The 12,494-nt window shown below is 64.9% G+C and carries 14 protein-coding genes; 8 read left to right on the top strand and 6 right to left on the bottom strand.

The window, feature by feature from the left end:
* Positions 1-150 precede the first annotated feature (150 nt).
* Positions 151-1,323 (bottom strand): MFS transporter, encoded by a 1,173-nt coding sequence (locus JQ580_RS17865; RefSeq protein WP_212281364.1) that lies wholly within the window; start codon positions 1,321-1,323, stop codon positions 151-153.
* 62 nt (positions 1,324-1,385) lie between these two features.
* Here JQ580_RS17865 and JQ580_RS17860 point away from each other — a divergent pair, with 62 nt between their 5' ends.
* Positions 1,386-2,240, top strand: a complete 855-nt coding sequence (locus JQ580_RS17860; RefSeq protein WP_212281363.1) for an AraC family transcriptional regulator — start codon at positions 1,386-1,388, stop codon at positions 2,238-2,240.
* Between the two features lie 208 nt (positions 2,241-2,448).
* Positions 2,449-3,801: a malonyl-CoA decarboxylase gene (locus JQ580_RS17855; RefSeq protein ID WP_212281362.1), complete on the top strand. Its 1,353-nt coding sequence runs from the start codon at positions 2,449-2,451 to the stop codon at positions 3,799-3,801.
* A gap of 90 nt (positions 3,802-3,891) precedes the next feature.
* On the opposite strand, the gene tarD is transcribed toward JQ580_RS17855, so the two are convergent.
* From tarD to JQ580_RS17830, 5 genes are all read right to left on the bottom strand, one after another.
* Positions 3,892-5,061 carry a D(-)-tartrate dehydratase gene (gene tarD / locus JQ580_RS17850; RefSeq protein WP_212281361.1) on the bottom strand — a complete coding sequence of 390 codons (1,170 nt, stop codon included), beginning with the start codon at positions 5,059-5,061 and terminating at the stop codon, positions 3,892-3,894.
* Positions 5,062-5,206: 145 nt separating this feature from the next.
* On the bottom strand, positions 5,207-5,464 hold the full coding sequence (locus tag JQ580_RS17845) for a DUF3297 family protein (protein ID WP_007613756.1): 258 nt from the start codon (positions 5,462-5,464) through the stop codon (positions 5,207-5,209).
* A complete protein-coding gene (locus JQ580_RS17840; protein WP_212281360.1) occupies positions 5,461-5,937 on the bottom strand; it encodes a glutathione peroxidase in 477 nt (158 codons plus the stop codon). The genes JQ580_RS17845 and JQ580_RS17840 overlap by 4 nt, the downstream gene beginning before the upstream one ends.
* Before the next feature lie 2 nt (positions 5,938-5,939).
* Positions 5,940-7,340: an amidase family protein gene (locus JQ580_RS17835; RefSeq protein ID WP_212281359.1), complete on the bottom strand. Its 1,401-nt coding sequence runs from the start codon at positions 7,338-7,340 to the stop codon at positions 5,940-5,942.
* 204 nt (positions 7,341-7,544) lie between these two features.
* Entirely contained in the window at positions 7,545-7,802 is a 258-nt protein-coding gene (locus tag JQ580_RS17830; RefSeq protein ID WP_162308710.1) for a DUF6894 family protein, read from the bottom strand.
* 249 nt (positions 7,803-8,051) lie between these two features.
* On the opposite strand from JQ580_RS17830, the gene pqqA reads away from it, so the two are divergent.
* The 6 genes from pqqA (at position 8,052) to pip (ending at position 12,479) form a co-directional block, all read left to right on the top strand.
* Complete coding sequence (gene pqqA / locus JQ580_RS17825; RefSeq protein ID WP_007595659.1) at positions 8,052-8,132, top strand: pyrroloquinoline quinone precursor peptide PqqA; 81 nt, start codon at positions 8,052-8,054, stop codon at positions 8,130-8,132.
* 133 nt (positions 8,133-8,265) lie between these two features.
* The gene (pqqB, locus tag JQ580_RS17820) at positions 8,266-9,195 is read left to right on the top strand and encodes a pyrroloquinoline quinone biosynthesis protein PqqB (RefSeq protein ID WP_212281358.1); all 930 of its coding nucleotides are present in this window, start codon (positions 8,266-8,268) and stop codon (positions 9,193-9,195) included.
* A 20-nt stretch (positions 9,196-9,215) separates the two neighbouring features.
* Complete coding sequence (gene pqqC, locus JQ580_RS17815) at positions 9,216-9,971, top strand: pyrroloquinoline-quinone synthase PqqC (protein ID WP_249134273.1); 756 nt, start codon at positions 9,216-9,218, stop codon at positions 9,969-9,971.
* A 12-nt stretch (positions 9,972-9,983) separates the two neighbouring features.
* Positions 9,984-10,295 carry a pyrroloquinoline quinone biosynthesis peptide chaperone PqqD gene (pqqD, locus tag JQ580_RS17810; RefSeq protein ID WP_212281356.1) on the top strand — a complete coding sequence of 104 codons (312 nt, stop codon included), beginning with the start codon at positions 9,984-9,986 and terminating at the stop codon, positions 10,293-10,295.
* Positions 10,292-11,491 carry a pyrroloquinoline quinone biosynthesis protein PqqE gene (gene pqqE, locus JQ580_RS17805; protein WP_212281355.1) on the top strand — a complete coding sequence of 400 codons (1,200 nt, stop codon included), beginning with the start codon at positions 10,292-10,294 and terminating at the stop codon, positions 11,489-11,491. Before pqqD ends, pqqE begins: the two co-directional genes overlap by 4 nt.
* Positions 11,481-12,479 carry a prolyl aminopeptidase gene (gene pip, locus JQ580_RS17800; RefSeq protein WP_212281354.1) on the top strand — a complete coding sequence of 333 codons (999 nt, stop codon included), beginning with the start codon at positions 11,481-11,483 and terminating at the stop codon, positions 12,477-12,479. The genes pqqE and pip overlap by 11 nt, the downstream gene beginning before the upstream one ends.
* Positions 12,480-12,494 lie beyond the last annotated feature (15 nt).

Below are 12,494 nucleotides of genomic sequence, written 5' to 3'. Positions count from 1 at the left end.
TCATGATTAGCGGCTTGCGTGACGTGCCGCTTCATCTCCCGTCATTCCGGGGCGGCGCGCAGCAACCAGCCCGGACTCATTTCCCTGCAGTCTTTGCCGCCCCTTATGGATTCCGGGTCGCGCTTACGCGCGCCCTGGAAGCACAGAACCTTACACCGGCTGCGGCGTTCTGATCTCGCGGGGCAGAATGATGGCGGCTGCGATGGCAAGCAGGCAGAGCGCGGCGAAGGCGTGCAGCATCGTGACGAAGCCGCCCTGCTCGTAGAGCCAGGCGACCAGGCCAACCGAGGCGCCGGCCGCGGTGAAACCGATGAAATAGCGCACCGCATAGGCGCGCGAGCGCCATTCCTCGCTGGTGTATTTGCCGACCATGGCGTCGTTGACCGTGACCTGCCCGAACGCGCCCATGACGATGCCGATCGAGACCAGGATCAGCGGCAGATTGTTCAGGCTGGCGGCCAGATACAGGAACGGCGCCAGCATGAAGGACAGCGGCAGCGCCACCGTCTTGAGCGAATAGCGGTCGAGCAAGCGGCCGATCGTGTACTGCGTCATCGCCCCGAATACGTAGACGCAGGCGGCGATGATTCCGAGCAGCGCCGGGCTGCTGGTCAAATCCGCGAGCCGCTCCGCAAACAGCTTCGGCAGGGCCACGGTGACGGCGTTGAACGTCGTGGAGATCGCGATCACCACGATCAGCAGCGACAGCACCACGCGCCACATGTCCTGCTTGGCGACGCGCGCCTGCGCCGCCGCCTGCTTCGAACCCTTGCGGTCCTCGTGCACGACCAGCATCGCAAAGGCGATGCCGATCAGGATGGTAACGATGCCGGGCACGATGAAGGCGAAACGCCAGCCGAAATACTGGCCGATCACGCCTGTCACCAGCGCCGAGGAGGCCACGCCAAGATTGCCCCAGACGCCGTTGATGCCCATCTCGCGGCCGAGCCGGTCGGCATAGGACACGATCATGGCGGTGCCGACGGGATGGTAGATGGAGGCAAAGATGCCGATGGCGAGCAGCGCAGCGCCGAGTTGCGCCGGGGTCTGCACCAAGCCGACCGAGATCATGGACGCCCCGATGCCGACGAAGAAGATCAGCATCATGTGGCGGCGGCTCCAGCGATCCCCGAGCCAGCCGGTGAGCAGCGAGCCCGCCCCGAAAGCCACGAAGCCGGGCGTCGCATAGGGCAAAAGCTCCGAATAGGCCATTCCGAGCGCCGGCCCCATGATGATGACGGCAGCGGCGAAGATCAGCATCGCATAATGGTCGATGAAATGACCTGCGTTGACGAAACCGATCACCCGGCTGGGGCTGTTCATTTCCCGAATCCTCTCCTGCTTGGAAATGAGTTATATCTCCTCACCATGACGGGATGCTGCCAATGACTGTCTTGGAAAAGCCAACGCCAGCCCTGCGGGAGGTCCGGAGCAACCACCGCTCGCCCGCCGGCGTCCATCTGGTTGCGCGCGACTATCCCAAGGGTATGCGGATCGATCCGCATTTGCACCGCGAGGCGCAGCTGATCTATGCGGCCAAGGGCACCATGCAGGTGACGACGCCCGGCGGCCGCTGGCTGGTGCCGCCGGACCGTGCCGTGTGGGTGCCCGCCGGACTGGAGCACGCCATCGACCTGCTCGCCGACATCGAGATGCGCACGCTGTATTTCGACGTGTCCTGGCTGAAGCGCGAGCAGCGCGATGACGGCCTGTCCCGGGAATTCGTGGTGCGGGTGTCGCCGCTGCTCAACCAGGCGATCCTCGCGCTGTTCGATGCGCGCAACACCGAAGAGCGCACCGAACTCTTGGTGCGGCTCGTCATGCTGGAATTGCACCAGGCCGAGGATTCCGCGACCTTCGTGCCGCTGCCCCACGAGCCGCGCTGCCGCCGCGCCGCCCTGATCGTGCTCGACGATCCCACCGGCCTGCATGACATCGACCGGCTTTCGCGCGAGGTCGGAACCTCCGCGCGGACGCTGTCGCGGCTGTTCTCCACGGAGACGCAGCTGAGCTTCAAGAGCTGGTGCCAGCGCGCCCGGATCGCGGCCGCGATCGAGCGGCTGTCGACGGATGCGAGCGTCTCGGTGAAGCAGCTGGCAACCCAACTCGGCTATGCCAGCGTGCCGGCGTTCTCGGCCGCGTTTCGCCAGGTAACGGGGCGGACGCCGACGGAGTTTGCCACACACGCGGCGTCATCGCCCGGCTTGACCGGGCGATCCAGCACTCCGAGGCGGCAGTGAATGAACCGATGGCGCGGCGTACTGGGTGCCCCGCCTGCGCGGCGCATGATTTCAGCGGTCGAACGCGACGCCCTGCCACGGCATGCCGCCATTCTCCAGACGCACGGCCCGACGAAAGTTGCCGCATTTCCTCCGCTGGATTGTGATCGGCTTCCGCAAAAATCCCGTGTAAGCTTCCGCAACGCACAATCTTGATCCGAAAGTCCCGATGGCCAACGCCTTTTTCTCCGACCTGCTCGCCACCATTTCCGAGCGCGGCCGCAACCTGCTTCGCGGCGGCGATTCCGCCGGCACCCGGCGGGATGCCGACGGGCTGATCGAGCTTTGCGATGCGCTGCTGTCGGGCCGGGGCGAAGCATCGGGCATTGCCATCGCGCGTGAGGTGCTCGACATCTACCGGGAGCTGGATGAGGCGGGACGCCGCGCCTTCTTCGACGGACTGGTGCGCGATTTCGGCCCGGATCGCGAGCGCCTGTCCAAAGCGATCGAGAAGTGGCGCGCCAAGCCGAGCGACGAGGACGCGAGCGCACTGCATTTCGCCTCGGAGCCGCGGCGGCAGGAGTTGATCCGCCGCCTCAACCGTGCGCCCGGCGGCACCGGCGATCTCGTCAACATGCGTGCCGACCTGCTCGGCATGATGAAAGGCCACGCCGATTTCGCCGCGCTCGATCGCGACGTCTCGCATCTGCTGTCATCGTGGTTCAACAGGGGGTTTCTCGTGCTGCGCCGGATTGACTGGTCGACCCCGGCCAACATCCTCGAAAAGATCATCCGTTACGAAGCGGTTCATGAGATCAGCGACTGGGACGATTTGCGCCGCCGCCTCGATCCGGTCGATCGCCGCTGCTACGCCTTCTTCCATCCCGCCATGGTCGACGAGCCCCTGATCTTCGTCGAGGTGGCACTGACCGAGACGATCCCCGCCGCGATCCAACCGCTGCTCGCCGTCGACCGCCAGCACCTGCCGATCGAGCGCGCCCGCACCGCCGTGTTCTACTCGATCTCCAACACCCAGCGCGGGCTCGGCGGCATCTCGTTCGGCAGCTTTCTGATCAAGCAGGTGGTTGAGGAGTTGCGCCGTGAACTGCCGAAGCTCGACACCTTCGTGACGCTGTCGCCGGTGCCGGGCTTCATGCAGTGGGTGAAGCAGGACAAGGACCTGCCGCTGACGGACGAGGATCGCGAGGTCCTGAAGCGCCTCGACGATCCCAAATGGTTCGAGAACCCGGAGACGACCGCGTTGCTGCGCGCCGTGATAGAGCCGCTTGCGGCGCACTACTTCCTGAAGGCACGCACGCCGAAGGGCAAGCTGATCGATTCCGTCGCCCGCTTCCATCTCGGCAACGGCGCACGGCTCGAACGCATCAACTGGCTCGGCGACCTCTCACCCAAGGGCGTGCGCGAGTCGGCCGGTGTCATGGTCAACTATCTCTACCGCCTCGACGACATCGAGAAGAACCACGAGGCCTATGCCAACGACGGCGAGGTCGTGGCGTCGAGCGCGGTAAAGAAGCTGCTGAAGAGCGAAGGGCGACGGCTGCTGGATATGCGGTTGTCGTAAGCCTCACACGCAGGCGTCATCCCGGACAAGCGCAGCGAAGCGAAGCGCAGATCCGGGACGGGACTTGGGAGAGAGCCTCGCGCCTCACTATCACTCCGCCAGCGCCTTCATCTCCTTGTAGAGATCAGACTTGCCTTCAAAGCCGATGCCCGGGAGATCCGGCATGGTGATGTGGCCGTTCTCGACGCGTACCCCGTCCGGGAAGCCACCGTAGGGCTGGAACAGGTCGGGATAGCTTTCGTTGCCCCCGAGGCCGAGGCCGGCTGCGATGTTGAGCGACATCTGGTGGCCGCCGTGGGGGATGCAGCGGCTGGGGGACCAGCCGTGCGTCTTCAGCACGTCCAGCGTGCGCTGGTATTCGCACAGGCCATAGGACAGCGCGCAATCGAATTGCAGCCAGTCGCGGTCGGGGCGCATGCCGCCGTAGCGGATCAGGTTGCGGGCGTCCTGGTGGCTGAACAGGTTTTCACCCGTTGCCATCGGGCCGGGATAGAATTCGGCGAGCGCGGCCTGCAGCGCGTAGTCGAGGGGATCGCCGACCTCTTCGTACCAGAACAACGGATAGTCGCGGAGCATCTTGGCGTAGGCGATGCCGGTCTCGAGATTGAAGCGGCCGTTGGCGTCGACTGCGAGCTGCGCGTCGTTGCCGATCTCCTTCAGCACCGCCTCGATGCGGGTACGATCGTCGTCGAGCGACGCGCCGCCGATCTTCATCTTGACGACGTTGTAGCCGCGATCGAGATAGCCGCGCATCTCGGCCCGCAGCATCGAGAGATCCTTGCCGGGATAGTAATAGCCGCCGGCGGCGTAGACGAACACGCGCGGATCGGCTTTGACGCCGTGGCGTTCGGCGAGCAAACGAAACAGCGGCTTGCCTGCGATCTTCGCCACCGCATCCCACACCGCCATGTCGATGGTGCCGACCGCGACCGAGCGCTCGCCATGGCCGCCCGGCTTCTCGTTGGTCATCATCGCGGCCCAGACCTTGTCCGGGTCGAGATTGTCGCCGTCGGCATTCAGGAGCGACTTCGGATCGGCCTCCGTGATGCGCGAAGCAAAGCGCTCGCGAATCAGGCCGCCCTGCCCGTAGCGGCCGTTGGAGTTGAAGCCGTAGCCGACGACGCGCTTGCCGTCGCGCACCACGTCGGTGACGACGGCGACCAGGCTCGTCGTCATCTTGGTGAAGTCGATGTAGGCGTTGCGGATCGGCGAGGAGATCGGCTTGGTGAACTCGCGGACGTCGACAATGCGGACGGACATGTTTTCTCTTCCTGGTTAGCTCTCTCCGCTCGTCATGGCCGGGCTTGACCCGGCCATTTACGTCTTTGCCACGGAGCAAGCTCGAAGACGTGGATGCCCGGGTCAAGCCCGGGCATGACGACTGAGTAGCGAGCGACAGGCCAGCTTACTTCTTGTCCCTGAAATACGGCTCCACGGGACCATGCACCTTGATGGTCAGCGGGTTGCCGTGACGGTCCTTGGCATTGCCGGCGGTAACGCGGACCCAGCCTTCGCTGATGCAGTACTCCTCGACATTGGTCTTCTCGACGCCCTTGAAGCGGATGCCGACGTCGCGCGCCAGAATGTCCGCGTTGTAAAAAGGACTGTTCGGATCGACCGACAGGCGGTCCGGAAATTCGTCGCTCATGATTGTCTCGCTCATAACAGGGCCTCGATTTGACTGCGCAATCCTTCGGGCCGTGCGGTCGGTGCGTAGCGCGCGATCACCTTTCCGGCACGGTCCACCAGGAATTTGGTGAAATTCCATTTGATGGAGGCGCCAAGCAGGCCCGATTGCTGGTGTTTCAGGTACTCATACAGGGGGTGCGCGTTGGCGCCGTTGACGTCGATCTTCTCGAACAGGGGAAAGGTGACGTCGTAATGGGTCGAGCAGAACGCCTGGATCTCGCTTGCCGGCCCCGGCTCCTGCGAGCCGAACTGGTTGCAGGGAAAGCCGAGCACGGAGAAGCCGCGCGGGGAGAGATCGCGATGCAGATCCTCCAGGCCACGATATTGCGGCGTGAAGCCGCATTTGCTGGCGGTGTTGACGATCAACAGCACCTGCCCCTCGAAACGTTTCAGGGCCACCTCCTCGCCGGCCAGCGAGTTGGCCTTGAAGTCGTAGATCGCGGACATCGCTAACCCATGGGGTCGATCGGCGACGGCGGCACGCCGCCGGCCTCGATCGCCTCGCCCGCGAGCAGGCAGAGATCCTCGCGATAACGGCCGGAGACGATGTGCACGCCGACCGGCGCCTTGCCGACCAGACCGGTGGAGACCACGAGCCCCGGCAGACCCATGAAGGGAATTGCGATCTGCGGCAGCTGCGCTTCCCAGACCCGCTTGAAGGAGGCCTCGTCCTTGCGGTCGAGATGATCGGGGAACGGCAGCTCGCCGGACACCGGCGTCAGCAGCACGGCGTATTTTTCGAAGAATAGCATCCAGTCGCGGGTCAGCGTGGCTCTTCGGGTCAGCGCTTTGGCGTAATTGGCCTGGTCCATCGGCGTGACCCTGGCGCGGTTGCCGCGCAGGCACGCCAGCGCACCGGGATCGCCCTCGCGCTCGGCCATCTCCAGCTGGGCCTCATAGCCGTCGCCCAGCCAGAGCTTGATCTGCCACTCGACAGCTTCGCGCATCGACGGCGTGTTTTCGATCGTCTCGACCGTCCAGCCGGCGCGCTCTAGCCGCTTGCCGGCATCGATCACCGCCGCCTTCACTTCGGGCGTGGTGGCAAGGCCGTCCGGATTGAGGCAGAGCGCGGCACGCTTGTCCCGGGCGGGGCCTTCCAGCGGGGCCGGCACATACCAGGGGTCGCGGATGTCGCGGGCCGACATCGCCGCCAGCGAAATCCTGATGTCGTTGACGGTGCGCGCCAGCGGGCCCGAGACCGCCATGATCTGCGGTCCGATCGGGCGCTCCGGCAGCGCCGGGTTGAAGGCGGGAATGCGGCCGAGCGTCGGGCGCAGGCCGTGGACGCCGCAGGCATAGGCGGGGTAGCGGATCGAGCCGGCGATGTCGGTGCCGTGGGCGATATGGCCGATGCCGGCCGCGACTGCCGAACCGGCGCCGCCCGAGGAGCCGCCCGGGGTCAGCGAGGCGTCGCGGGGGTTCTTGGTGTCGCCATGGACCAGATTGGTCGTGAACCAGCGATAGGAGAAGGCCGGGCAATTGGTGCGCCCAAGGAGAATCGCGCCGGCCTTGCGGAAATTGGCGACCACCGGATTGTCCTCGCGCGCGATCAAATCGCGCTGCAGCTTCAGGCCGTTGGTGGTAGCAAAGCCCTCCTGGTCGACATTGGCCTTGATGGTAACGGGCACGCCGGCGAGCACGCCGGGGTCCTCGCCTCTGGCGATGGCGGCATCGACCGCGTCGGCCTGTTTGAGCACGTCGTCCGGCCTGTGGTCGATCACCGCGTTCAGTTGGGGATTGACGGCATCGAGCCGGGCGAGCCCGGCCTTGGCGGCCTCCCTGGCGGACACCTTTTTGGACCTGACGAGGGTGGCGAGGTCGGCGGCCGACAGGCGCCAGAGATCTTGCATGGCTTGCTCCGTGTAACCGGCGTCTTTTAGCGCCGGGAACGCGGCAAAGCCATGCGGATTTCGCAGGGATACCTCCGTCCTTGCGAGCGAAGAGAGAGGCCATCCAGACTGCCTCCGGAGAGGCAGCCTGGATGGCTTCGCCGCATGGGCTGCTCGCAATGACGGTGGGAAGCGGCGAGCCGCTCTTCGCGCAAACCGGTCCGGCTAATGCAGGGTTGCGGACTTGTCGGGAATGTCCAAAAGGGCCTCGGTAAAGGGGAACTCGAGCACGATCTCGCCTTCGCCGTCGGTCACCTCGATCACGGCGTCCAGCAGGGCGCGCTGGGTGCCCTCGGACTTCACCACCTCCAGGATCATCTGGCGGGCCACCTCCCAGGCGTGGTCGGGATTGCGCAGCTCCTCGCCTTCGGGATCCACGATCAATTCGTCGTCGATACGGGTGTTGAAGAAATATCTGGGCATCATCAGGATCCAGTTGGGTCCGCCTGTACCGGAATGAAAGCTGCACTGCACTCACAACTGCTTTATCAGGACAGGGTTCGCGACCGAATGCGCCGGACGCAAGGCAGCGCCTCAGAAGTGGTGTTCCCAAGGCGTTTTTCGCGGCGCAACATGGACGTCTCGGGAAAATTTCACTGGCGAACTTCTCAGCGCGCACTAACTTAACGATTGGGCGGATACGTCCGAATTCGCGAACAATGGAGTGCCAAAATGGCCTGGAAAGCCCCGAAGATCGTCGAAGTGCCCTGCGGCATGGAAATCAACATGTATGTGAGCGCCACCCGCAAGTAAGCGGTTGGTGAGTTTGCGTTCTGCGCAGGTGGATCTTCCGACCCGCGTCGTTTCGGTCACGACAGGTGTCCGAAAGACAAAAAGCGTGTCGGCCTGAGATCCACCTGGCGACGTTGCTTCCAGGAGACGGATCATGCTTCGCGTCGTCGTCCTGGGCGCCGCAGCCGGCGGCGGAGTGCCGCAATGGAATTGCGGCTGCGAGGGCTGCCGAGCGGCCCGTGCGAACGGTCACGAACTCCAGAGAACCCAGGCCTCGGTCGCATTCAGCGGCGACGGCGAGCATTGGTTCCTGATCAACGCCTCCCCGGACCTGCGCCAGCAACTGAATGCCACGCCTCAATTGCACCCCAAGGCCGGGGTGCTGCGCCATACGCCCGTCGCAGGTGTGATCCTGACCAACAGCGAAGTGGATGCAGTGGCCGGCCTGCTGTCGATGCGCGAGAGCTCACCGTTCACGATCTACGCGCACGACAAAGTGCTGGCGATCCTTGCCAGCAACAGCATCTTCAACGTGCTGAACGAGAAGCACGTGCGGCGCCAGCCGATCGGCATCAATGAGCCGTTCGAGCCGCGCCTTCCCGACGGTGCGCGCTCCGGACTGGAAGTGCTGCCCTTCGCCGTGCCGGGCAAGTCGGCTTGGTATCTGGAAGGCAAGGCGCATCCCGGCGGCGAGAGCGGCGATGGCGACACGCTGGGCCTGAAGATCACCGACAAGGCGACCGGCAAATGTTTCTACTTCATCGCTGCCTGCGCCGAGGTGACCGACGCGCTCAAGGCCGCGATCGACGGCGCGTCGCTGGTGTTCTTCGATGGCACGGTGTGGCAGGACGACGAGATGATCAAGGCCGGGCTAGGCCACAAGACCGGCCGGAGCATGGGACACGTCGCCATGTCCGGCGACGCCGGCGCCATCGCGCGGCTGGCCGACCTTAGTATCGACAGGAAGATATTTCTGCATATCAATAACTCGAACCCGGCGCTGCTGCCTGCCTCGCCCGAGCGCAAGGCCGCCGAGGCGGCGGGCTGGCAGATACCGGCGGATGGAACGGAGATCGTGCTGTGAATGCGACCTCAATGACGGGAATGACCGCGCTCTCGATCGGCAAGGATATCAAGCTCAACTCGGCCGAAGAGCTCGAGGCGGCGCTGCGCCATATCGGGGCGACGCGCTATCACAGCCTGCACCCGTTCCATAAGCTGCTGCACGGCGGCAAGCTGAACAAGGGCCAGGTGCAGGCCTGGGCGCTGAACCGCTACTACTATCAGAGCACGATCCCGATCAAGGACGCGGTGGTGATCTCGCGCTTCCGCGACCGCGCTACGCGCCTGGAGTGGCGCCACCGCATCGAGGACCATGACGGCGATGTCGGCAGCGAGGGCGGCATCGAGCGCTGGATCAAGCTGACCGAGGGCCTCGGGCTCGACACGGCTTACGTGGAATCGACCGAAGGCATTCTGCCGGCGACGCGCTTTGCGGTGGAGGCTTACGTCCATTACTGCCGCGAAAAGAGCCCGCTGGAGGCGATCGCCTCCTCGCTGACCGAGCTGTTCGCGCCGAACCTGCATGAAGAGCGCATCGCCGGCATGCTGGAGCATTACGACTTCGTCAATCCCGACATCATGAGCTACTTCAAGCGCCGCCTGACGCAGGCCCCGCGCGATGCCAATTTCGCGCTCGACTACGTCAAGGCACATGCACGGACGCCGGAAGAGCGCGCCTCGGTCTGCAATGCGCTGATCTTCAAGACCAACGTGCTGTGGGTGCAGTTGGATGCGCTCCAGCACGCCTATGTCGAGGGTAATATTCCCCCGGGCGCGTTCGTGCCCAAAGCGGGCTGAAGAGGAGCTGGAATGGCCGGGCCGCGGAACATCAGCGTCAGCGAGGCGAGCCGCCCGGTGCTGCCGCGGCATGCCAAGCTCAAATATGACGAGACGCGGAAAGTCTGGGTGATCCTGGCGCCGGAACGCGTGCTGGCACCGGACGAGATCGCGGTCGAGGTCTTGCAGCTCTGCAACGGCGAGCGCAAGGTCGGCGACGTCGCCGATCAGCTGGCGGCGAAGTACGCCGCGCCGCGCGAGGCAATTCTGGCCGACGTCATCGCTATGCTGCAGGATCTCGCCGACAAGGGCTTTCTCACGGAAGCCCGGGAGAAGACGTCATGAGCGATGTGCTCGGCAATCCCGTGATCCCGCCCGATGCGAGCGACAGCCTCGCGGTGCTGGAGAAGAGCCGCGCCACGGCGGAGACCTTTGGCATTCCGCTGGCCGTACTGCTCGAGATCACCCACCGCTGCCCGCTGCAATGCCCCTATTGCTCCAATCCGGTCGAGCTCGATCGCTCGGGCAAGGAGCTGACCACGGATGAATGGAAGAAGGTGCTGAGCGAGCTCGCCGAGATCGGCGTGCTGCAGGTGCATTTCTCCGGCGGCGAGCCGACGGCGCGCAAGGACCTCGTCGAGCTCGTCAAGCACGCCAGCGACGTTGGGCTCTACACCAACCTCATCACTTCGGCCGTGCTGCTGACGCGCGAGAAGCTCGGCGAACTTGCCGATGCCGGGCTCTGCCATGTGCAGATCTCTTTCCAGGGCATCGAGGAAAGCCTCGCCGATCGCGTCGCCGGCTACAAGGGCGGCCACCGCAAGAAGCTCGAGGTCGCAAAATGGACGCGCGAGCTCGATCTGCCGCTCACCGTGAATGCGGTGATGCATCGACAAAACCTGCATCAGCTGCCTGATATCATCCAGATGTCCGTCGATCTCGACGCCGACCGGCTCGAGGTCGCCAATGTCCAGTATTACGGCTGGGCGCTGAAGAATCGCGCTGCGCTGATGCCGACGGTCGCGCAACTCGACGAGTGCACTGAAATCGTCGAGGCGGCGCGCGAGCGGCTGAAGGGCCGGCTGACGATCGACTACGTGGTCCCCGATTACTACGCACTGCGCCCGAAGAAGTGCATGGGCGGCTGGGGACGGCAGTTCTTCAACATCTCTCCGGCCGGCAAGGTGCTGCCCTGTCACGCCGCCGAAAGCATCACCGGGCTCGACTTCGAATCGGTGCGCTCCAATCATTCGATCGCCTGGATCTGGCAGAACTCCGAAGCCTTCAATCGCTATCGCGGCACCGGCTGGATGAAGGAGCCGTGCAAGTCCTGCGAATTCCGCGAGATCGATTTCGGCGGCTGCCGCTGCCAGGCCTTCGCGCTGACGGGCGATGCCGCCAACACCGACCCCGCTTGCGCGCTGTCACCGCTGCACGAGACCATCTTCAAGCAGGCGGAAGCCGAGGCCGAGGGCGAGACCAACCGCTTCCTCTATCGCAACTTCGCCGGCGGCACCCTGGAATCCGAGAATGGCGCCTGACGCCGACGCGGGCACAGCGGCCAAAGAAACTGGAAGGCGTGCCGATCCCTTTGCGCCGCTGACCTCCGACATGCTCGACGTCGGCGACGGCCATGAGCTCTATGTCGAGAGCGTCGGCCGCAGCGACGGCTTTCCGGCGGTCTATCTGCATGGCGGGCCCGGCAGCGGCTGCCAGCCCGACCATCGCCGGCTGTTCGATCCCGAGCGGATGCATGCGGTGCTGTTCGACCAGCGCGGCTGCGGCCGCAGCCGGCCCAAGGGATCGCGCGAGCACAACACCACGGCGCATCTGATCGCGGACATGGAGAAGATCCGCGAAAGATTCGGCTTCGAACGCTGGATGGTGGTCGGCGGCTCCTGGGGCGCGACGCTGGCGCTGGCATATGCGCAGGCCCATCCCGAGCGCGTCTCCGGCATTGCGCTCCGCGCGACGTTCCTCGGGACCCGAGCGGAAGTCGAGACGGCTTTCACGGAGCGGCTGCCGCAATTCTATCCCGCACTCTCCGAGGATTTTCTGAGCGTGCTGCCGCCCGAGGAACGCGCGCATCCGGTGCAAGCCTATTATCGCCGCATCCTCGATGCCGATCCGGCCGTGCACGGACCGGCGGCCCGCGCCTGGCACGACACCGAGCGCGCCCTATCGGAGCACAAGCCGGCGAAGACGCGGCTGGACCTGACGTCGCTGAACGTCTGGCGCACGCTGCCGGCGACGCCGTTCATGGAGGCGCATTACTTCATCAACGACAGCTTCATGAGCGAAGATCAGCTACTGCGGAACGCGGACCGGCTCGCCGACATTCCCGGCATTATCGTGCAGGGCCGCTACGACCTGTTGTGCCCTCCTCGGACATCGCACGCGCTCGCGAAAGCGTGGCCGGGTTCCGAAATTCGCCTCGTGGAAGAAGCCGGACATTCGCTCTATGATGGCGGCGTGCGAGACGCGGTGATGAAGTCGATCGCCGACCTCGCGTCGAAGGCTGCGCGCTGACGCGCAAAACAGGAC

The organism is Bradyrhizobium sp. SZCCT0148, assembly GCF_018129985.1.
In the GTDB taxonomy this organism is placed as follows: Bacteria; Pseudomonadota; Alphaproteobacteria; order Rhizobiales; family Xanthobacteraceae; genus Bradyrhizobium; species Bradyrhizobium japonicum_H.
This window is presented reverse-complemented; position numbering and strand designations above follow the sequence as displayed.

Bases quoted from the DNA above. Each gene is read 5' to 3' on its own strand.
- JQ580_RS17835 (WP_212281359.1), bottom strand. From the start codon at position 7,340: ATGCAAGATCTCTGGCGCCTGTCGGCCGCCGACCTCGCCACCCTCGTC.
- pqqB (WP_212281358.1), top strand. From the start codon at position 8,266: ATGCTTCGCGTCGTCGTCCTGGGCGCCGCAGCCGGCGGCGGAGTGCCG.
- JQ580_RS17840 (WP_212281360.1), bottom strand. From the start codon at position 5,937: ATGTCCGCGATCTACGACTTCAAGGCCAACTCGCTGGCCGGCGAGGAG.
- pqqE (WP_212281355.1), top strand. From the start codon at position 10,292: ATGAGCGATGTGCTCGGCAATCCCGTGATCCCGCCCGATGCGAGCGAC.
- tarD (WP_212281361.1), bottom strand. From the start codon at position 5,061: ATGTCCGTCCGCATTGTCGACGTCCGCGAGTTCACCAAGCCGATCTCC.
- JQ580_RS17855 (WP_212281362.1), top strand. From the start codon at position 2,449: ATGGCCAACGCCTTTTTCTCCGACCTGCTCGCCACCATTTCCGAGCGC.
- pqqC (WP_249134273.1), top strand. From the start codon at position 9,216: ATGACCGCGCTCTCGATCGGCAAGGATATCAAGCTCAACTCGGCCGAA.
- JQ580_RS17845 (WP_007613756.1), bottom strand. From the start codon at position 5,464: ATGAGCGAGACAATCATGAGCGACGAATTTCCGGACCGCCTGTCGGTC.
- pip (WP_212281354.1), top strand. From the start codon at position 11,481: ATGGCGCCTGACGCCGACGCGGGCACAGCGGCCAAAGAAACTGGAAGG.
- pqqD (WP_212281356.1), top strand. From the start codon at position 9,984: ATGGCCGGGCCGCGGAACATCAGCGTCAGCGAGGCGAGCCGCCCGGTG.
- JQ580_RS17865 (WP_212281364.1), bottom strand. From the start codon at position 1,323: ATGAACAGCCCCAGCCGGGTGATCGGTTTCGTCAACGCAGGTCATTTC.
- pqqA (WP_007595659.1), top strand. From the start codon at position 8,052: ATGGCCTGGAAAGCCCCGAAGATCGTCGAAGTGCCCTGCGGCATGGAA.
- JQ580_RS17830 (WP_162308710.1), bottom strand. From the start codon at position 7,802: ATGCCCAGATATTTCTTCAACACCCGTATCGACGACGAATTGATCGTG.
- JQ580_RS17860 (WP_212281363.1), top strand. From the start codon at position 1,386: ATGACTGTCTTGGAAAAGCCAACGCCAGCCCTGCGGGAGGTCCGGAGC.